This is a genomic window from Nonomuraea sp. ATR24 (assembly GCF_041950485.1).
In the GTDB taxonomy this organism is placed as follows: Bacteria; Actinomycetota; Actinomycetes; order Streptosporangiales; family Streptosporangiaceae; genus Nonomuraea; species Nonomuraea ceibae.
Genome location: NZ_JBGNUU010000013.1, coordinates 101,853 through 120,700 on the forward strand (window position 1 = coordinate 101,853; position 18,848 = coordinate 120,700).

General features: G+C 71.7%; 17 protein-coding genes. 12 read left to right on the top strand and 5 right to left on the bottom strand.

The genetic code is table 11. The annotated features are described in order from the left end of the window. Positions 1-7: 7 nt before the first annotated feature. Together ACBI99_RS28695 and ACBI99_RS28700 are read left to right on the top strand one after the other, a co-directional pair. Entirely contained in the window at positions 8-544 is a 537-nt protein-coding gene (locus ACBI99_RS28695) for a DUF4245 domain-containing protein (RefSeq protein WP_219504950.1), read from the top strand. Positions 545-675: 131 nt separating this feature from the next. Then, positions 676-912, top strand: coding sequence for an exodeoxyribonuclease VII small subunit (locus ACBI99_RS28700; protein ID WP_219504949.1), 237 nt, complete (start codon positions 676-678; stop codon positions 910-912). A gap of 26 nt (positions 913-938) precedes the next feature. On the opposite strand, the gene ACBI99_RS28705 is transcribed toward ACBI99_RS28700, so the two are convergent. Further along, complete coding sequence (locus tag ACBI99_RS28705) at positions 939-1,346, bottom strand: nitroreductase family deazaflavin-dependent oxidoreductase (RefSeq protein ID WP_219504948.1); 408 nt, start codon at positions 1,344-1,346, stop codon at positions 939-941. A gap of 88 nt (positions 1,347-1,434) precedes the next feature. On the opposite strand from ACBI99_RS28705, the gene ACBI99_RS28710 reads away from it, so the two are divergent. Further along, positions 1,435-2,079, top strand: coding sequence for a TetR/AcrR family transcriptional regulator (locus ACBI99_RS28710; protein WP_308125743.1), 645 nt, complete (start codon positions 1,435-1,437; stop codon positions 2,077-2,079). Here the strand turns inward: ACBI99_RS28710 and xseA are convergent. Further along, a complete protein-coding gene (gene xseA / locus ACBI99_RS28715; RefSeq protein ID WP_219504946.1) occupies positions 2,021-3,232 on the bottom strand; it encodes an exodeoxyribonuclease VII large subunit in 1,212 nt (403 codons plus the stop codon). The two genes, ACBI99_RS28710 and xseA, sit on opposite strands and share 59 nt — an antisense overlap. 26 nt (positions 3,233-3,258) lie before the next feature. After that, positions 3,259-4,230, bottom strand: a complete 972-nt coding sequence (locus ACBI99_RS28720; RefSeq protein ID WP_375073937.1) for a hypothetical protein — start codon at positions 4,228-4,230, stop codon at positions 3,259-3,261. Between the two features lie 101 nt (positions 4,231-4,331). Between ACBI99_RS28720 and ACBI99_RS28725 the strand changes: the two genes are divergently transcribed. Continuing rightward, positions 4,332-5,297, top strand: coding sequence for a 4-hydroxy-3-methylbut-2-enyl diphosphate reductase (locus tag ACBI99_RS28725; protein WP_219504942.1), 966 nt, complete (start codon positions 4,332-4,334; stop codon positions 5,295-5,297). A 33-nt stretch (positions 5,298-5,330) separates the two neighbouring features. Here the strand turns inward: ACBI99_RS28725 and ACBI99_RS28730 are convergent, their stop codons facing one another. After that, positions 5,331-5,840, bottom strand: a complete 510-nt coding sequence (locus ACBI99_RS28730; protein ID WP_219504940.1) for a DUF6542 domain-containing protein — start codon at positions 5,838-5,840, stop codon at positions 5,331-5,333. A 15-nt stretch (positions 5,841-5,855) separates the two neighbouring features. After that, positions 5,856-7,112, bottom strand: a complete 1,257-nt coding sequence (locus ACBI99_RS28735) for a DNA recombination protein RmuC (RefSeq protein WP_375073938.1) — start codon at positions 7,110-7,112, stop codon at positions 5,856-5,858. A gap of 69 nt (positions 7,113-7,181) precedes the next feature. Between ACBI99_RS28735 and ychF the strand changes: the two genes are divergently transcribed. The 8 genes from ychF to ACBI99_RS28775 all read left to right on the top strand — a co-directional run bounded on the left by ychF (position 7,182) and on the right by ACBI99_RS28775 (position 18,846). After that, entirely contained in the window at positions 7,182-8,258 is a 1,077-nt protein-coding gene (gene ychF / locus ACBI99_RS28740) for a redox-regulated ATPase YchF (RefSeq protein ID WP_219504936.1), read from the top strand. Between the two features lie 9 nt (positions 8,259-8,267). Then, positions 8,268-8,990, top strand: coding sequence for a class I SAM-dependent methyltransferase (locus tag ACBI99_RS28745; protein WP_308125742.1), 723 nt, complete (start codon positions 8,268-8,270; stop codon positions 8,988-8,990). A gap of 79 nt (positions 8,991-9,069) precedes the next feature. Beyond that, positions 9,070-9,381 (top strand): hypothetical protein, encoded by a 312-nt coding sequence (locus ACBI99_RS28750; RefSeq protein ID WP_357589895.1) that lies wholly within the window; start codon positions 9,070-9,072, stop codon positions 9,379-9,381. 659 nt (positions 9,382-10,040) lie between these two features. Continuing rightward, on the top strand, positions 10,041-10,745 hold the full coding sequence (locus ACBI99_RS28755) for a conjugal transfer protein (protein WP_246644889.1): 705 nt from the start codon (positions 10,041-10,043) through the stop codon (positions 10,743-10,745). 81 nt (positions 10,746-10,826) lie between these two features. Beyond that, entirely contained in the window at positions 10,827-11,075 is a 249-nt protein-coding gene (locus ACBI99_RS28760; RefSeq protein ID WP_246644910.1) for a hypothetical protein, read from the top strand. A gap of 54 nt (positions 11,076-11,129) precedes the next feature. Next, positions 11,130-13,976, top strand: a complete 2,847-nt coding sequence (locus ACBI99_RS28765) for a TcpE family conjugal transfer membrane protein (RefSeq protein WP_375073939.1) — start codon at positions 11,130-11,132, stop codon at positions 13,974-13,976. Between the two features lie 47 nt (positions 13,977-14,023). Further along, the gene (locus tag ACBI99_RS28770; RefSeq protein ID WP_219511462.1) at positions 14,024-16,501 is read left to right on the top strand and encodes an ATP-binding protein; all 2,478 of its coding nucleotides are present in this window, start codon (positions 14,024-14,026) and stop codon (positions 16,499-16,501) included. Then, positions 16,498-18,846, top strand: coding sequence for a type IV secretion system protein (locus ACBI99_RS28775; protein ID WP_375073940.1), 2,349 nt, complete (start codon positions 16,498-16,500; stop codon positions 18,844-18,846). The genes ACBI99_RS28770 and ACBI99_RS28775 overlap by 4 nt, the downstream gene beginning before the upstream one ends. Positions 18,847-18,848 lie beyond the last annotated feature (2 nt).

The window sequence follows — 18,848 nt, forward strand, 5'->3', positions numbered from 1 at the left end:
GCCAAGTGTGCGACGGTTCACCGAAGGTTTCTACGGCTACGCGGTAGCCCTGTTCGTCTGTTTCGGGGCGGTAGGGCTGTTCCTGCTCATCACCCCGCAGAGCCAGGGCGAGCACATCCCGAAGCTCGACTACACGATCACGGTGGCCAACTTCGCCCGCACCGTCCCCTACCAGGTGTGGGCCCCCGCCAAGGATCCCGAAGGCTGGATCCCCAACAGCAACCGGATCGCCAAGGGCGAGGGCAAGGCCCAGGTTCTCCACGTCGGCTACGCCACCAAGGCGCGCCAGCACGCCATGCTCATCCAGAGCGACGAGAAGCCGGCGGCGGGGTTCGCCAACCGCATGGCCAACTCCGACAAGCCCACCGGCACCCAGGACGTCAACGGTCAGCAGTGGGAGCGGCGCTTCCGCGAGGACAAGAACCAGCGGACGCTCATCCGCATGCTGCCCGACGTGACGCTCGTCGTGACCGGCACCGCCGACTGGACCGAGCTCGGCCAGCTCGCCGCCACCCTCCAGCAGCGCCCCAAGCCCACCACCTGAGCCACCCTCCGAGCTTCCAGCGGGGCCCCTTCGCTCCGGGAGTGGAACCCTCGGCCCTCGCGTTCGGGGTTTCAGGTCCCTGTGCGGGCTGTGGGGCGTGTTCTGTCGGGTGGGGCCCCTAGGGTTGGAGGGTGGCAGATGACAAGGCACCCTCATACGAGCAGGCCCGCGAGGAGCTGACCGAGGTGGTGCGCCGCCTGGAGACCGGCGGGCTCACCCTGGAGCAGTCCATCGAGCTCTGGGAGCGGGGCGAGAAGCTGGCCGCGATCTGCGAGGAGTGGCTCCAGGGCGCCCGGGTCAAGCTGGCCGCCGCGATGGCGCGCCGGTCCGACCCGTCGGCCACGCCGGGCGACGACGCCCCCTTCTAGCCTGCCCCGTTCCAGTCTGCCGCGTACTAGCCGCGGTGCAGGGCCACGACCGGGATGCGGCGGGTGGTCCTGGCCTCGTACTCGGCGAACGTGGCGGCCACGGCCACCATCCGCGCGTAGAGCTCGTCACGCTCGGCGCCTTCGACGAACTCGGCCTTGACCTCGAACGTCTCGGTCCCGATCTCGGCCGTGGCCACGGGGTTGGCGCGCAGGTTGTGATACCAGGCCGGGTGGTGGTCGGCGCCCGCGTTGGAGGCGATGATCACGTAGCGGTCGCCGTCTTTCAGATACATCACCGGGGTCGTCGTCGGCTTGCCCGACTTGGCGCCGGTCGTGGTGAGCAGCACCAGGTCGGAGCCCTCGAAGTAGCCGCCCACGCGTCCGCCGTTGGCCCGGAACTCGTCGATGACCTGCTGGTTGAAGTCGTTCGCCATGATTCCCACCTCTAATCGGAGAACTCTCCGTTCTCAACCGCGGAGCCTAAACGGAGATTCCTCCGGTTGCAATCGCTATGCTCAGCGTGTGCGCCGACAGTTGCCAGTGGTCGGGCAGCCGCAGCCGGAGCGGGCCGATGCGGCGCGAAACCGGCAGAAGATCATTGACTGTGCCACCCGCCTGATCGCCGAACGGGGAGCCGACCAGCTCTCCCTCGACGAGATCGCCCGCGAGGCGTGCGTGGGCGTCGGCACCGTCTACCGCCGCTTCGGCGACCGCGCCGGGCTCGTCTACGCCCTCGTCGACGAGCGCGAACGGCGCTTCCAGGAGGCGTTCATGACCGGGCCGCCGCCGGTCGGGCCGGGGGCGGAGCCCGTCGAGCGCATCAGGGCGTTCCTCGCCGCGCTCGTCGACCGGATCGTCGAGCAGCTCGACCTGTTCATGCTCCTGGAGACCGGGCCGCCCAAGGCCATGTTCGGCGGGCCGTACCAGGTCCATCATCGGCATCTGACCACGCTGATCGCGCAGGTCAGGCCCGGCTCACGCGCCGGCTTCCTGGCCGACGCGCTGCTCGCCTCCGCCACCGCCCGGCTGATCTCCTATCAGCGTGAGGAGCGGGGGCTGAGCGTCGAGGAGATCAAGGCCGGGTTCGACGAGCTGGCGCTGGCGCTCGTCACTCCCCGGCAGGCTCCGCGCGCACCGTCACCCGGTCGTCCGGCAGCCGCACCGTGAGCACGGCGCCCGGCTCGATGTCGGCGGCCCGCCGCACCACCTCACCCGACGGGTGCTGGACGATCGCGTAACCGCGCTCCAGCGTGGCCGCGGGCGACAGGGCGACCAGACGCGCCCGTACGTGCGTGAGATCGTCGCCGGCCCGGTCGAGCGAGGACGTCAGCGAACGCCTGGCCCGCTCGCGCAGCGCGTCGACCTGCTCGGCGCGGCGCTCCAGCTCGCGCACCGGATCGGCCAGCGAAGGGCGGGAGCGCACCGAGGTCAGCCACGACATCTCGCGGTCGAGCCAGCCGCCCACCACCCGGCGGCCCCGGTCACGCAACTGGCGGACCAGCGTGAGCTGCTCGCCGACGTCGGGCACCACCTTCTTGGCGGCGTCGGTCGGGGTGGAGGCGCGTACGTCGGCCACCAGGTCGAGCAGCGGGCTGTCCTGCTCGTGGCCGATCGCGCTCACCACCGGCGTGCGGGACGCGGCCACGGCCCTGACCAGCGTCTCGTCGGAGAACGGCAGCAGATCCTCCAGCGACCCGCCGCCCCGGGCGATGACGATCACCTCGACCGAGGAGTCGGCGTCGAGCCTGGACAGCGCCTCGGTCACCTCGCCCACCGCGTAAGGGCCCTGGACCGCGACCTCCTCGACCTTGAACCGCACCGCCGGCCAGCGACGCCTGGCGTTCTCCAGCACGTCGCGCTCGGCCGCCGAGTCGCGGCCGCAGATCAGCCCCACCGTGCCCGGCAGGAACGGCAGCCGCCGCTTCCTGTCGGCGTTGAACAGGCCCTCGGCCGCCAGCAGCCGGCGCAGCCGCTCAAGACGCGCCAGCAGCTCGCCGACGCCCACCGGGCGGATCTCCAGCGCCGTGAAGGCGAACGAGCCCCTGTTGACCCAGAAGTCCGGCTTGACGTGCACCACGACCCGCGCGCCGTCGGCCGGGCGCGGCTCGGTCGCCTCGTAGACGCCGCGCGGGGCCGTGACCCGGGCCGACACGTTGGCCACCGGGTCGCGCAACGTCAGGAAGACCGTGCCGCCGCGGGCGCTCAGGTCGGTGATCTGACCCTCGACCCACACCGTGCCCAGCTTGCCGATCCAGCCGCCCACCATCTGCAGGACGGTGCGGACCGGCAGGGGCGCCTCGGGGGTGGTCTTCGAGCTCATGCCCGAAGCCTACGGTGCCGCGCCGACTATTCCCCGGCCTGCAGCTTGGCCAGCCGGTTCTCGTACATCTTGACGACCTCGGGGCGGGCGGCCGTCGCCTGCTCGTAGGCGAGGCAGGCGCCGATCTGCTCGGCGGACTTGCCGCGCATCCGGGCGCGCAGCGAGGCGACGCTCAGCTCGGAGTAGCCGGGCATCGGCTCCACCAGGCCCGTCTCCTTCACCGGGGTGGCCACGGCCGGAGCGGTCTCCTGCGCGGGGGCCTCCTTGGCGGGAGTGGCCTCGACCGCCTCGGCCAGCTTGTCGGCCTTCGCGGCCTTGGGAGCCTTGGGCGTGCTGGTCTTGGCGGGCGCCTTCGCGGCGGGCTTGGCGGCGGCCTTGGGCTTGGCCTTCGGCTTCTCGGCCACGGACGGCTCAGGCGCGGCAGCGGCCTCCGGCTTGACCTCGGCGGCGGGCTCCGGAGCGGCCTCGGGCTCCGGCTTGGGCTCGGTGGCGGGCTCGGCCTTGAGGTCGGCGGCGGCCTCGGGCTTGGCCTCCGGGGCGGCGGGCTCCGGCTTGGCCTCCGTGGGGGCGGGCTTGGGCTGGGGAGCGGCGGCGGCCTCGGCGGCGGGCTTGTGGACGGCCTCGGCCTGGGCCTCGTCCTGCTTGGGCGCCGGGGTGAAGATGACCGGGTCGGGCTTGGTCTTGGAGGTGCCGTTGGGCGCGGCGGCGTCGGGCCGGGGCGCGAAGATGACCGGCTCCCTGCGGGCCGGCTTGTCCTCCTCCTCGGCGGCAACCGCGTCGGCGGGACGGGAGTCGCGCTCCTCCTGCTTCTCCTCCTCTTCCTTGCTCCCCAGTCCCTTGATCGAGTTCTTCACCCGGTCGACGAACTGGAGGGCGTGCCCGGCGATGCTGAGCGTGCCCTGGACGAAGAGGACGGGCAGGTCACGGGCCTTGCCCTTGAGCTCGTCCTTGTCGGTGACGGTCTTGGTGATGTTGCGTATCACGTCGCTGAGGGACATGTACGTCTCCCTGGGAGGTCAGTATTGGACGGCCAGTCTGGCAAAAGGCGGGCAACCGCGCACGCTCGGGCTTGCTGGTCGTTCCACGTAGCATAAGAAGTATGGAGCCCCAGACGTCCACTTCCCGCCGCGTCCTCGTGGCCAGGCCGCGCGGCTACTGCGCCGGAGTCGATCGAGCCGTTGTCGCGGTCGAGAAGGCCTTGGAGCAGTACGGCGCGCCGATCTACGTGCGCAAGCAGATCGTGCACAACACGCACGTGGTCAAGACGCTCGAGGCCAAGGGGGCCATCTTCGTCGAGGAGACCGAAGAGGTGCCCGAGGGCGAGATCGTGGTGTTCTCGGCGCACGGCGTCTCGCCCGCCGTGCACGGCGAGGCCAAGGAGCGCGGCCTGCGCACCATCGACGCCACCTGCCCGCTGGTGACGAAGGTGCACAACGAGGCCAAGCGCTTCGCGAGCCAGGACTACGACATCCTGCTCATCGGGCACGAGGGGCATGAGGAGGTGGAGGGCACCTCCGGCGAGGCGCCCGACCACATCCAGCTCGTCGACGGCCTCGACTCGGTCGACCGCGTCCAGGTGAAGGACCCGAGCAAGCTCGTCTGGCTGTCGCAGACGACGCTGTCGGTCGATGAGACGACCGAGACCGTGGCACGGCTCAAGGAGCGCTTCCCGACGCTCATCGACCCGCCGAGCGACGACATCTGCTACGCGACGCAGAACCGGCAGGTCGCCGTCAAGGAGATCGCCGCGCAGTCGCAGCTCGTGATCGTCGTCGGCTCGGAGAACTCGTCCAACTCCAAGCGCCTGGTCGAGGTGGCCAAGGACTACGGCGCCGACGCCTCCTACCTGGTCGACAACGCCTCGTTCATCCGTGACGAGTGGCTCGACGGCGTCACCACCGTCGGCGTCACCAGCGGCGCGTCCGTGCCGGAGGAGCTGGTCGAGCAGGTGCTCGAGCGGCTGGCCGGCCACGGGTTCGGCGACGTGGAGGAGGTCGAGCCGGTGCAGGAGAGCATGCGTTTCGCCCTGCCGCACGAGCTCCGCAAGGACCTGCGCGCGTCCTGACCCACGATCGGCCCGTACGGGATCCCGTACGGGCTAGTCGTCGCCCCGGGGGGTGCCGTAGACCTTCGGCTCGAAGTAGCCCTCGGGCTCGGGGACGAACGGCTGGCGCGGGCGCGGCACGTCGGCGCCCGCCCGCAGCTCCTCGCGCAGCTCACGCACGTTGTCGCGCAGGCCGCGCCCCCAGGCGATGCCGAGCACCACGGCCGAGCCGGCGAACAGCCAGGGCGCGCCGCGTGACAGCGAGCTGTAGAGGCCGAGCGCCAGCGACTGCACGATGCCCACGGAGCTGAGCGCCCGCCCGAGCTCGACGAAGAGGGTGGCGACGAAGAACACCAGCGGCGGCGTGACGACCAGCGACAGCAGCTCGCGTGGATTGACCAGGAGCACCGCGAGCAGGCACGCCGCCACGAACGCGACCCCGACCAGCGCCTCGATGCCGGCGACCGCGGCCAGCACGTAGCCGGCGAGCGTGGCGAGCAGCGTGAGCGCGATGGCGCCGCGGGCGGTCAGCCTGACGGCAGATCTCTTGCCTTTCCCGGTCATCGGACCCGCCCCCCTTTATTGCGACCCGTTGGCCAACTTACCGTTCGTGTGCGGGAGGAGAGACGTGGTTTCGAGCAGTTCGGGGGAGGCCAGGGGCCTGGGCACGCCTTCGAGCGTCTCGGGCGTGGCCAGCTCGCCGTCGACCACGCCCAGATCGTGCAGCTTGCGCGCGGTGACGAGGACCCGGCTCTCCAGGGAGCCGACCGTCTTGTTGTACGCCTCCACCGTACGCGCCAGCGAACGGCCCAGCGACTCCACGTTGCGGCCCATCGAGGACAGTCTTTCGTACAGCTCCTTGCCCAGCTCGAACACCGCGCGGGCATTCTCGCTGAGCGCGGCCTGCTGCCAGGCGTAGTGGGCGGTGCGCAGCATGGTGATCAGCGTCGTCGGGGTGGCGATGTGCACCCGGCGGGCCATCGCGTACTCCAGCAGCCCGGGGTCGCGCTCCAGCGCCGGTGACAGGAACGCCTCGCCCGGGATGAACAGGACGACGAACTCCGGCGACGGGTTGAACCCCTGCCAGTAGGACTTGGTGGCCAGCCGGTCGATGTGCTCGCGGATGTGGCGGGCGTGGGCGTCGAGGCGTACGGAGGCCAGTGACTCGTCGGCGGCCTCGGCGGCCTCCAGGTAGGCGGCGAGCGAGACCTTGGAGTCGACCACGATGTTCTTGCCGCCGGCCAGGCGCACCACCATGTCGGGCCGCATCGCGCCCTCGGTGACCTGTTCGTCGAAGTCGCAGTGGCGCTGCATCCCGGCGATCTCGGCGACGCGGCGCAGCTGCATCTCGCCCCAGCGCCCGCGCGCCTCGGGCCGTTGCAGGGCGCGCACCAGCGCCGTCGTCTGGGCGCGGAGCTGCTCGTGACTCTGCCGGACGAACTCCATCTGCTGGGCCAGCTCGGCGCTCGCGGCCCGGCGTCCCGACTCGGTGTCGCGCAGCTGCGACTCGACCCGCGCCAGCGCGTCCTTCAGCGGCTCCACCAGGTGTTCGACGGCCTGCCTTCGCTGGTCGAGGTCGCCGGTGGCCTCGGCGCGGGTGGCGGCCAGCCGCGTCTCGGCCAGCTCCAGGAAGCGCACGTTGTTGACGTCGAGCGCCCGCGTGGACAGGGCCTGGAAGCGCTCGGCGAGCTGTTCCTCGACGTAGACGAGCTTGTCGGCGGCGGCCTTGGCGCGCGCGTCGGACTCGGCCACCCGCACCGCCGCCCGCGTGCGCGCCACCAGGAATCCGATGGCCGCGCCGACGAGCAGCCCGATGAGGAGGGAGACGACATCCATCCACACGATGATGGCAGCCCTGCCGCGCCGGGACGGGTCCCGACACGCGACACAGTAAACTCGCTGGACGTGAGCCTCTCTATCGGCATCGTCGGCCTGCCCAACGTCGGCAAGTCCACGCTTTTCAACGCGCTGACCAAGACCGGCAACGCCCTGGCGGCCAACTACCCGTTCGCGACGATCGAGCCCAACGTGGGCATCGTCGGCGTGCCCGACGACCGGCTGCCCGTGCTGGCCAAGATCTTCGGCTCGGCCCGGATCCTGCCGGCCAAGGTGGAGTTCGTGGACATCGCCGGGCTGGTCAAGGGCGCGTCCGAGGGGCAGGGCAGGGGCAACCAGTTCCTCGCCAACATCCGCGACACCGACGCGATCTGCCAGGTGATCCGGGTCTTCGGCGACCCCGACGTGACGCACGTCGACGGGGAGATCTCGCCCAAGCGCGACATCGAGACGATCAACACCGAGCTGATCATGGCTGACCTGCAGACGGTGGAGAAGGCGATCCCGCGCCTGCAGAAGGAGTCGCGCCACAACAAGGACAAGAAGGGCGCGCTGGAGGCCGCCGAGGCCGCGCTCAAGGTCCTGGAGACCGGCAAGACGATCTTCGAGGCCCAGCTCGACGGCGAGGAGCTGCGCGAGCTCCACCTGCTGACGGCCAAGCCGTTCCTCTACGTGTTCAACCTCGACGCCGACGAGCTGGTCGACGGCGACCTGCGGGCCCAGCTGTCGGCCCTGGTCGCGCCGGCCGAGGCGGTGTTCCTCGACGCCAAGATCGAGTCGGAGCTGGTGGAGCTCGACGACGAGGAGGCGCTGGAGCTGCTGCAGTCGGTCGGCCAGCAGGAGTCGGGCCTGTCGCAGCTCGCCCGGGTCGGCTTCGAGACGCTCGGGCTGCAGACCTACCTGACGGCCGGGCCGAAGGAGACCAGGGCCTGGACGATCCGCAAGGGCGCCACCGCGCCCGAGGCGGCCGGCGTCATCCACACCGACTTCCAGCGCGGCTTCATCAAGGCCGAGGTCGTCTCGTTCGACGACCTGGTGGAGGCCGGCTCGATCGCCAGCGCCCGCTCGGCCGGCAAGGCCCGGATCGAGGGCAAGGACTACGTGATGCGCGACGGCGACGTGGTGGAGTTCCGCTTCAACGTCTAACGTGGGCGCGTGCCCGACGCGATCTTCGCCGACCCCCGGCTGGCCCGGATCTACGACCCGCTCGACCCCGACCGGAGCGACCTCGACGCCTATGCGGCGATGGTGGCGGAGTTCGGCGCGCGGCGGGTGCTCGACGTGGGCTGCGGCACGGGCACGTTCGCGTGCCTGCTGGCCGCGCGCGGCGTCGAGGTGGTCGGCGTCGACCCGGCGCAGGCGTCGCTGGACGTGGCGCGCGGCAAGTGCGGCGCGGTGCGGTGGATCCACGGCGACGCCACCACGCTGCCGCCGCTGCGCGTGGATCTGGCCGTGATGACCGCGAACGTGGCCCAGGTCTTCCTCACCGACGACGACTGGCAGGCCACGCTGCGCGGCATCCGGGCGGCGCTGCGGCCGGAGGGCGTGCTGGCCTTCGAGACCCGCGTTCCCGCCCGGCGCGCCTGGCTGGAGTGGACGCGCGACCGTACCCGCAGGCGGGTGGAGATCGCGGGCGTCGGCGGGGTGGAGACCTGGTGCGAGGTGCTGGACGTGTCCGGCCCGCTCGTGACCTTCCGGCACACGTACGTGTTCGGCGACGGCGGGGACGTGGTCACGTCCGACTCGACGCTGCGGTTCCGGGAGCGGGACGAGGTCGAGCGGTCGCTGGTCGCGGCGGGCTTCCGGGTCGAGGACGTGCGCGACGCGCCGGACCGGCCGGGGCGGGAGTTCGTGTTCGTCGCCCGGTTCGTTGCCTGAGGGACAACTTCCGCGTCAACCACCCGGCGAGTTTGCGCGTCGAATCGTCACGGCGTTCACGCTGAATCGGGAGGCCCTCATGATCCGTCGCATCATCCGCCGACGTCGTCCGGTGCCGAAGCTCGCGGGCATCACCCTGGAGGAGGAGCTGGCCCTGCTCAGGGTGGAGCTCATGTACGGCCTGCGCGTCAACCGGGAGGCATATCTGCGCAGGAAGGTGGACGAACGGGAGGAGCTGGCCACCCGCACGCGCGGAGGCGACGCCAGGACGATGCTCGCGGAGCTGCGCGGGTCGCTGGAGCGGGCCGTACCGCCGGCTGCGCCCCCGACCGTCGTCGACCTCCACAGCCGCCGCAGGCCGGTCGGCGACCAGGGTCCCGAGCCGGCCTGACCCCCTATACGGACGTGCCGCCTGCCCGCTGCCGGGCAAGGCGGCCGTTCCTCTTTTCAGGAGGAAATCGCAGGTCAGAGCACCCCTGACGCCATATGGACAGGAATAGGTGGCCACCGGGTTATGCGTTTTTAGGTCTCTGGCCTGGTCAAATGCCCATTCGACAGGGAACGCACACAAGTCGGCGCTCCGATGCGTCCCATGCGCACTCGGTTTGCCCCCGGACGGCGATGCTTGCAGCATGGGCGTGGCTTTCCTGGAACAATGGCGGAGACCGGATAGGGTGACTGCTTCACCGCGGATGATGGGGATCGGCAACGGACGACACCGCGCCAGCCGGGGGGATTGGCGCGAGCGGAGGCGTGATGGCTCGTAGGTCAACCGTCCAGCACGGTCCTCGGATCGCTGGCGACCCCGGCCTTTCCGCACGCCCTGAACACGACTTCGACGCGCCGCCTCCGCACAGGCCGCGGCGCGGAGGCTGGTCGGGCGGCGGCGGGCGATGGCTGGTGTGGACCGGGCGCATCATTCTCTGGGCGCTTATTGTGGTTATCGTGGTGAATGGGATCCGTGCCCCTTTTGAGCGGTTTACCGGCCAAAACGCCGCCGCGCCGAATGCGGCCGCCCAACCCGGCAGCTCGTTCCCGGCGGACCGTGGCATGGCGTTCGCCGCGCAGTTCGCCGGCGTTTACCTGAATTTCAGCCCCGACGACGCCGTGAGCAGGTCCGGCAAGCTGGCCGCGTTCATGGCCGACGGCATGGACCAGCAGATGGGCTGGGACGGCAACGGCAAGCTCGGCGCCGTGGCGATCCAGCCGTACGACATCCAGGTCAGCGACGACAACAACGCGATCGTCACCGTCGCGTTCCAGTCGGGCTCCCGCAGGCTTCACCTGTCGGTGCCGCTCTACTACTCCGACGACAGGTTCGTCGTCTCCGGCTGGCCCGCCATCCTGCCCGCTCCCGCGCCGGCCGAGCTGCCGCAGGTGGCCGCGCCCGAGAGCGACGACGTGGCGGCCGCCGAGCTCAAGCCGCAGCTCGAGGGCTTCTTCCGCTACTACGCGCTGGGCAACACCGTCGAGCTGCAGCGTTACGTGACCGCCGGCACGAGCCTGCCCACCTTCGCGGGCGCGTTCACCTTCGGCGAGCTCAAGAGTGTCGTGGTGCCTGTGGGGGGTGCCACCCGTGAGATCCAGGCGGTCGTGGTGTGGATCGTGCCCGACGGCACGCCGCCCGCGGACGAGGCCAACAACCCCGAAGCGGTGTCCGGCCGCCTCCAGCAGGCTTACCGCCTCACTGTCGAGAAGCAGGGCGACAAATGGTACGTCGACGACATCCGCGGTGCCGGTAGGGCCGTTGGGTAGACGCACGACCGCGCTGCTGATCGGCACCCCCCGGGAGGACAAGAAGTGATCTTGAAAACCATAGTGCTCAACCTCATCGAAATGACGCCCACACCAGCACCGACGGGCGTCAACACCGAAGGACTCGCCGACTTCCTGCGCGCGTTCTTCGCCCCGCTGTTCCTCGTCGTCGTGTCCGTGGTCGCGCTGTTCTTCCTCTTCACCCGCGAGATCACGCGCTTCGTCCAGTTCCTGATCCTGGCCGTGGCCATCGGCGTGATCTTCTACGTGCCCAACATCATCGAGGTGACGGCCAAGGCGATCGCGGGCGCGCTGGGCATCAACCAGTGAGGGTTGGGACCGCCTCCGCGCGGTCATGAACGAGCGGGTGGAGAGGAGGACCGCGTGGACCTGCCCACGTACACGAACATCTGGCGTATCGAGAAGCGGCTCTACAAGCTGTACGACCTACGGCTCCCCATGCCGCTGCCCATCGTCTGGATCGGCGTGTTCGTCGGCGTCTTCGTGCCGTGGTCGCTCCTGCTCTGGCTCGTCGGCGTACCCGTCGAGATGCCCTGGCACGTGCTCTTCCTCGTCCCGCCCGGCATCGTCACCTGGCTGTCCACCCGGCCCGTCATCGAGGGCAAACGGCTGACCGAGCTGCTGGAGTCGCAGCTGCGCTACCTGGGGCAGCCGCGCGCCTGGTACCGGCTGTCGCCCGCGGCCGAGCCCGAGACCATCACGTTCTCCGGGCGCGTCTGGCACGCCACGCCCAAGCGGGTGAAGGTCAAGAAGCCCCGTAAGGCCCGCCAGACCGAGCGCAAGCGCGCCCCCGAACGGGTCACCGGGCCCCGCCAGGTCCGCCCCGCCGTGGCGGCCGCCGCCGTGGCCGCCGCGCAGGCGCCGCTCGCCGACCCGCCCGTCCGCTGGGGCTCCCGCGTCCGCCCCACCGCCGCCGCCCCCGCCCTCGCCCCCGAGCCGTCGTCGCCCTCGTCCTCGCCCGCGCCCTCGTCCTCGCCCGCGCCCTCGGCCGTGCCCTCGCCCTCGGCCCCGGTCGAGCTGCGCCTCGTACGCGACACCCCCGCCGCCCCCGACCCCGCACCGGACGCGCAGGGCCTGCGCGCCTTCGACGGCGTACGCGACCCCGCCCCGGCGCGCCCCAGACCGGAGACGGAGGCCCGCAAACCCACGGGCAAGCCGATCGACACCGAGGCCCTGCGCCGCCTCCGCAAACTCGCCGCCACCGCCGACCCCCCCAAACCCACCCCACCCCCCGAGGCCACCCAGACCCCCGAGGGAACCCCGGGCCGCCGCAAGGGCAGCCCGACGCCCGACCGCGCACTGCCCGCCGGGAGCGCGTCCGCTGCCGAGCAGCCCCTGGCGATCGAGGGAGCGTCGGCCTCCGAGCAGCCTCCGGTCCGCGGCGGCGCGCGGGGCCGGCAGAGTGCCCCGGCCCGCGAGAGCGCTGCGGCGTCCGAGCGCCCGCTGACCGCCGGGAGCGCCCCCGCGCCCGAGCCGGCCGCGGCCCAGGAGGGGGCGTCGGCCTCAGAGCAGCCTCGGGCCCGTGAGGGTGTGCGGGGACTTGAGGGTGCGCCGGCCCGTGAGGGGGCTGCGGCTTCCAGGCGGAGGCGAGCTGCTGAGGGTGCGTCCGGTGCTGGGCAGACTCCGGCCCGCGAGCCCGCCCCTGCGCCCGGACAGCCTCCGGTGTCTGCGGTGGCGCATGGAGAGTCCTCGGTCCGTGAGAGTGTCTCCGTCTCCGATGCGGGGCCGGCCGCTGAGGAGGTGGCCGTTTCGGAGGAGTCCCCGGTTGGGGGGAGTGCCGCCCCCGCCTCCGAGCAGGCCCCCGCCCACCAGCGGGCCGACGCCTCCGAGCAGGCCCCCGCCTCTGAGGAGGACGCCGCCCGCTTCCGGGCCGTCGCCCCTGAGGAGGCTCCCGCCTCCGAGGAGGGCCACGGTGAGGTTGGTGGGGCTGGGCCGGAGGCCGAGGGGGATGAGGCGGCGCGGAGTCAGCACAGGAAGGGGCAGCCGCCCAGGTTGGGGCCGGGGGTGGCGTTGCCCGACGCGCGGGCGTGGGCGCCGTTGAGCCCCGATGCCAAGCCCGTCACCCTGTCGCGCCCGCTGCGGGGGCGTGAGGCTGAGCTGCCGAGCCGTACGATTCATCGTCCGGACGTCGTGCCTGGGGAATTGCCGCCCCCAGAGGAGGTCGCGCCGGAGCCGGTGGCCGAGGCGCCGACGGTGCCCGTGGAGCCGGAGGAGGGGCGTGACGGCGGGGCGGCCGTGGTGCCGGGGCCCAGGCCGGGGCAGCGGGTGCGGCGGGTCGAGTCCGTGGTGGGGCGCGATTCGGGCGGCTGGCGGCGCATCGCGCAGGTGGTCGTGGGCGGCAACGGCGTACGGACCGACGGGTCGGAGCTGGACGAGGCGCGCGCCCGGGGCGTGTTCGCCGGGAGCCGGCGGGTGGTGGTGCTGGGGTGCACCGGCGGCGCCGGGCAGAGCACGACGGCGCTGATGCTGGGTCACACGTTCGCGCAGTACCGCGACGACCGGGTGGTGGCCGTGGACGCGGCGTCGGGTGACAGCAGCATGACGAGCCGCATCCATCCGGAGACGCCCGAGACGCTGACGTCGCTGCTGGCGGGGTTGCAGCGGGTGAGCGGCTATCTGACGATGCGCGGCTACACCACGCGCACTGCTTCGGGGCTGGAGGTGGTGGGGGCCGACGGTGACGAGCAGCGGCTGGCCGACCGGGGCCTGTTCTCGGATCACCGGCTGGGCGAGGCGATGAGCCTGCTCGACCGGCACTACAAGCTCACGGTGATCGATCCGGCCGCCGCGCTGGCCGCCCGCGTGCTCCCGTACGCGGATCAGCTCGTGCTCGTGGTGCCCGCGAGCGTGGAGGCACCGGACGCGGTGGCGATGACGTACGAGTGGCTGGACGGGCACGGCTGCGCGGACCTGAGGCGGCGCGCGGTCATGGTGGTCAACGGGGTGAGCCGGCGTTCGATGACGGACGTCGAGCAGGCGGAGGCGGTGGCGCGCGGCAGGTGCCGGGCCATCGTCAGGGTCCCCTGGGACGACGATCTGGCGCCGGGCGGCGCCGGGGTGGTCGATCCGGGGCAGCTGCGCGCGGCCGGGCGGCGGGCGTATCTCGCTCTCGCCGGGGTCGTGATCGCGGGCTTCGCGGCACAGAAGGTCCGAACTGACGAAGAGGAGCTGGCGAGTGACCCCCCGGGCACGAGAATCGGTGAGCGATAAGTGAACATGCGAGCAGGCATGGCCCGTTCATGCGCCGAGGGGGCGGCATGAGCAGGGCGTCTAGAGCGCGTCAGCGCCTGGCGGTCCGCTATTTCGACGACCGCATCCTGCTCACGGACACCGACGCATGGGCGTATTTCCGCCTTCCGACGGTCAGCTACGAGTTCGTCACGCCTGAGGAGCGTGAGGCGCTGGCCACCAACATCACGATCGCGCTGGCCGCGATCAGGATGCCCGACGCCGAGGTGCACCTGCGGGTGGCGCATCGCGCCTATCCGGCGGCGGAGTGGGCGATGGCGCTCAACGCGACCTCCGACGAGGGGCCGGGCTGGCGCGACTACCTGGAGGAGATGTACCGGCACGTCTGGGCGAAGGACTTCTGGTCGAAGGAGGTCTATCTGGGCGTACGGCTCGGTCCGCGGGGCAAGCAGCTGGGCGCCGGGGTGCTGGCTCAGGTGTTCGGCTTCTACCAGAAGACGGAGAAGGTCCTCGGGCTGGAGGACGACCACGTGCCCGAGAGCGAGGTCGGCCGGTGGACCGAGCAGGCCGAGCGGCTGGGCCGGGCGCTGGCGTCCAGTGCCCTGTATGCCCGGCATGCCACGTCGGTGGAGGTCGCGTGGCTGTTCCAGCACGCGGCGGCGGGGGCGCTGGCGGACGCGGCGCCGTCGGCGAGCCCGAAGCGGCGCTGGGGCAAGGGCGAGATCGAGTCGCTGGTCGAGGGTGAGATCCACAACGGCAGGTCGCTGCTGCGGATCGTGCAGCCGCAGGGCGACTCGTACGTGGCGTATCTGTCGTTCGCCCGGTTCCCGGATCTGATGCCGTTCCCCGACGGGGAGCCGTGGATGCACTTCGCCGACCAGTTGCCGTTCCCGGTGGAGGTGTCGTCGCGGATGCGGCTGATCCCGCCGGTGAAGGCGTCCAAGGACGTGGCGCGCAAGCTGGCGCACGCCCGCGACATGGACATCCACATCCGCGAGGCGGGCGCGGAGGCGCCGCTGGCGCTGGCGGAGCAGATCGACGCGGCCCGGATGCTGGAGCACGGCATCACGAAGGAGCGGCTGCCGTTCGTGTACGGGTGGCACCGGCTGATCGTGTCGGCGCCGACCGAGGACATCTGCGTGCAGCGGGTGGAGGCGGTCGTCGAGCACTACCGCGACATGGGCATCGACGTGGTCAACTCGACCGGTGACCAGTTCTCGCTGTTCTGCGAGTCGCTGCCGGGCGAGAAGGTGGGCGTCAACGCCTACGCCCAGCGTCAGCCGCTGCGTACGATCGCGGGCGGGATGGCGACGGCGACCGTCGACCTGGGCGACCGGCTGGAGGAGGGCGGCGAGGGCTGGCTGGGCCCGTACATCGGCGAGACCGTCGGCCGGGCGCGCAGCATCGTGCACTTCGACCCGCTGCTGGCGGCCAGCCGCAACCGGCCGACCGCCATCGCGATCACCGGCGAGCCGGGCGGCGGCAAGACGACGCTGGCGCTGCTGATGATCTACCAGATGGCGTTGCGCGGCGTCACGGTCGCGGTGATCGACCCGAAGGGCGACGCAGAGTCGCTGGTCGAGCTGCTGCAGAAGCGCGAGCGCAAGGCGCGGATCATCCCGCTGGGCTCGGCCGCGCCGGGGCTGCTGGACCCGTTCTCGTTCGGGGACGACATCGCGGCCAAGAAGACGATGGCGACCGAGACGCTGCGGCTGCTGCTGCCGCGCATGTCGGAGGAGCGCGAGTCGGCGATGATCCAGGCGGTGGCGGCGGTGTCCAACGCCGCCGACCCGTCGCTCGGCAAGGTCGTCGACTATCTGGAGCAGGCCGAGGACGCCGCGTCGAAGAACCTGGGCGCGGTGCTGCGCTCGATGTCTGAGATGCACCTGGCCAGGCTCTGCTTCGACCCGTCGGGCGGCGACCAGATCGACAGCGAGGGCTGGACCACCGTGTTCACGCTCGGCGGGCTGACGCTTCCCGACGTGGCCACGGGCCGCGACGACTACTCCTACGAGCAGCGGCTGTCGGTGGCCCTGCTCTACCTGGTGTCGCAGTTCGCCCGGCGGCTGATGAACGGCCTCGACCGGCGCGCGCCCAAGGCGATCTTCCTGGACGAGGCGTGGGCGATCACGTCCACGCCCGAGGGCGCCAAGCTGGTGCCCGAGGTCAGCCGGATGGGCCGCTCCCGCAACACCGCCCTCGTCCTGGTCTCGCAGAACGCGGGCGACCTGCTCAACGAACAGGTGACCAACTGCCTGTCGTCGGTGTTCGCCTTCCGCTCGACCGAACGGGTGGAGGTCGGACACGTGATGTCGCTGCTGGGCGTCGAACCGTCGGAGGAGCACAAGGCCGTCCTCAGATCGCTGGGCAACGGGGAATGCATTTTCCGTGATCTGGATGGCAGGGCGGGCCGCATCGGAGTAGACCTGATCTCCGAGGAGCTGCTCCGCTGGCTCGACACGAACCCGACACACGACAAACCCGGCGGCGGCGGGCATGATGATCTTCAAGGGGGAGTGGGCCACGCGCAGGAGGTGCGGTCATGAGGATCCGGCTACCCAGACGATGGGCTCTGGCGCTTGTGGTGTTGCTCGGCGTCCTCGTGGTGCCGATCGTGGCGGGCAGCCTGTCGCCCGCCGCCGCGGGCCCGTGTGACCTGTCCGGCGAGCTCGCCCCCGAGGTGATCGGCGGCGGCACCGACGGCATGATGCAGCCGCCGACACCCGAGCCCGGCACGCCGGCGGCGGTCACCAACTACAGCCAGTTCGGCATGGCCGGACAGTTCTGGCACACGCACGAGCTCGGCTGCTCCGACATCGCCGCCGTGCTCGGCAACTCGTGGGCCAACACGATCTTCCTGTGGGCCAAGGCCGTCGACCGGCTCACGATCACGACCTACCAGGCGGCGGCGACCGAGGGGCCGCTCCAGTCGATCAAGGACGTGGTCGACGACATCGTGACGAACCTGTCGGAGGCCATGTACTGGCCCTACCTGCAGCCCATCGTCATCCTCGGCGCGATCTGGCTGGCCTGGTACGGGCTGATCCGCAAGCGAGCCACCACGACCGCCGAGGGCGTGATCTGGATGGTGCTCGCGGTCACGGTCGCCACCTGGTTCCTCAGCCGGCCGCAGGACTTCACCGGCCTGGGCAAGGTCGTCACGGACAAGACCGGCGAGGTCGTCAACTCCGCCTTCTCCGGGCTGCCCGGCGCGGGCGGCGCCTCCTGCCTGCCGCCTCCGGGTGACGCCAGCCCCGAGGTCAAGGCCGGCGGCTTCGGCCAGAACGGCACCCCGGGCGTCGACCAGAACGCCGACGCGCTCTGGTCCACACTGGTGTGCAAGCCGTGGCTGATGGGCCTGTTCGGCACCGCCGACCCCAACCAGCCCATCGTGCGCGACTTCGGCCGCACGATGCTGGAGACGCAGTCCATCCCACCGGCCACGGCAGGCCAACCGGCGCCCGACGTGGGAGCGCATCAGGCGAAATATGCCGAGATCGCTGACAAGCTGCGCAACGACTCGCGTTACTTCATCTTCTCCGGGCGTGACTGGACGAGCCGGCTCGGCGTGGCCATCGGCGCGCTGATCGCCGCGCTGGTGGCCGGGGTGCTCATCTTCCTGGTGGCGGTCTCGCTGCTGGTGCTCAAGGTGGGCTTCCTGCTGTTGCTCATCCTCGGGCCGGTGTTCCTGCTCATCGGCGTGCATCCGGGCAGCGGGCGGATCATCGCCATGCGCTGGGTGGAGATGCTGATCGGCACCCTGCTGCGCCAGGCCGTGCTCGCACTCGTGCTCGGCGTGCTCGTGTACGGTTACGCGCTGATCATCTCGACCGCGATGCCGTGGGGCATGCAGATCCTGTTCATGGCGTTGCTGACGATCGCGGTGTTCTTCTACCGGAGGCCGTTCCAGCACCTGTTCGCCTCCATGAACGGGCACACGCTCACCACCCGCATGCTCGGCGACGCGGCCAGCTCGCCCGTCCTGGAGCGGGCCTCGAACGTGCTGCCGCCGGTCGCCTCGGCCAGGATCGGCCGCTGGGGTGCGCGTAAGGCGGAGCCCATCGTCAGCGCGGTGGCGGGCGGCGCGGCCGGCGCCACGGCGGCGACCGTCGCCCAGGGCCGGGCGCGCGGCGAGGAGGGCGAGACCGGCGCGATGCCGTCGGGCGTCCGGGTGCCCGCGCCGCTCGACACCGACCCGCAGGGCGGCAAGGCGGCCGGGCGGCAGGCGCCCGCTCCCCGCAAGGGCGACGCGCCGCCGCTCAACCTGGGTGGCGCGCCGACCCGCACACGCGGCGCCGGCGCGGCCCCGCGCGGCGCCGCCCCTGGCCGTCCCGGCGGCTCGGGTGGTTCCGGTGGTTCCGGTACGGCGGGCGGCGGCTGGTTCGGCGGCCGTTCGGGCGGTGGCTGGGCGCCACGCGGAGGCTCGGGCGGCACCCGTACGGGCGGTTCCCGCCTCGGCGGCTCGGGCGGCTCAGGCGGCGCGAGCGGGTCCGGCGGGTCGGGCGGGTCCCGGTCCGGCGGTTCCTGGTCGGGCGGGTCCGGCAGGTCGCGGTTCGGCGGCTCCGGGTCCGGGTCCGGGGGGTCGCGCGCGTCGCGGTTCGGCGGTTCGGGCGGCGGCGGCGGGTCCCGGTCGGGCGGGTCGATGTTCGGCGGGTCGCGGCGGACCGGCTCCGGCGGCGGGTCGCGGTCCGACCGGCAGTCGTCCGGCGGCGGCATCTTCGGCAGGAACGAGGACGGGCGCGTGTTCGGCAACGGCGGAGGCGGCAGCATGTTCAGCCGCTCCGAGTCCGACGGCCGCGCCTCCGAGCCGCCGCCGCTGTGGGGCAGCTCCCGCAAGGCCGAGCCGCCGGTGCCGTTCTGGCTCAACCCCTCCCACCCGGACAGGGACTGATC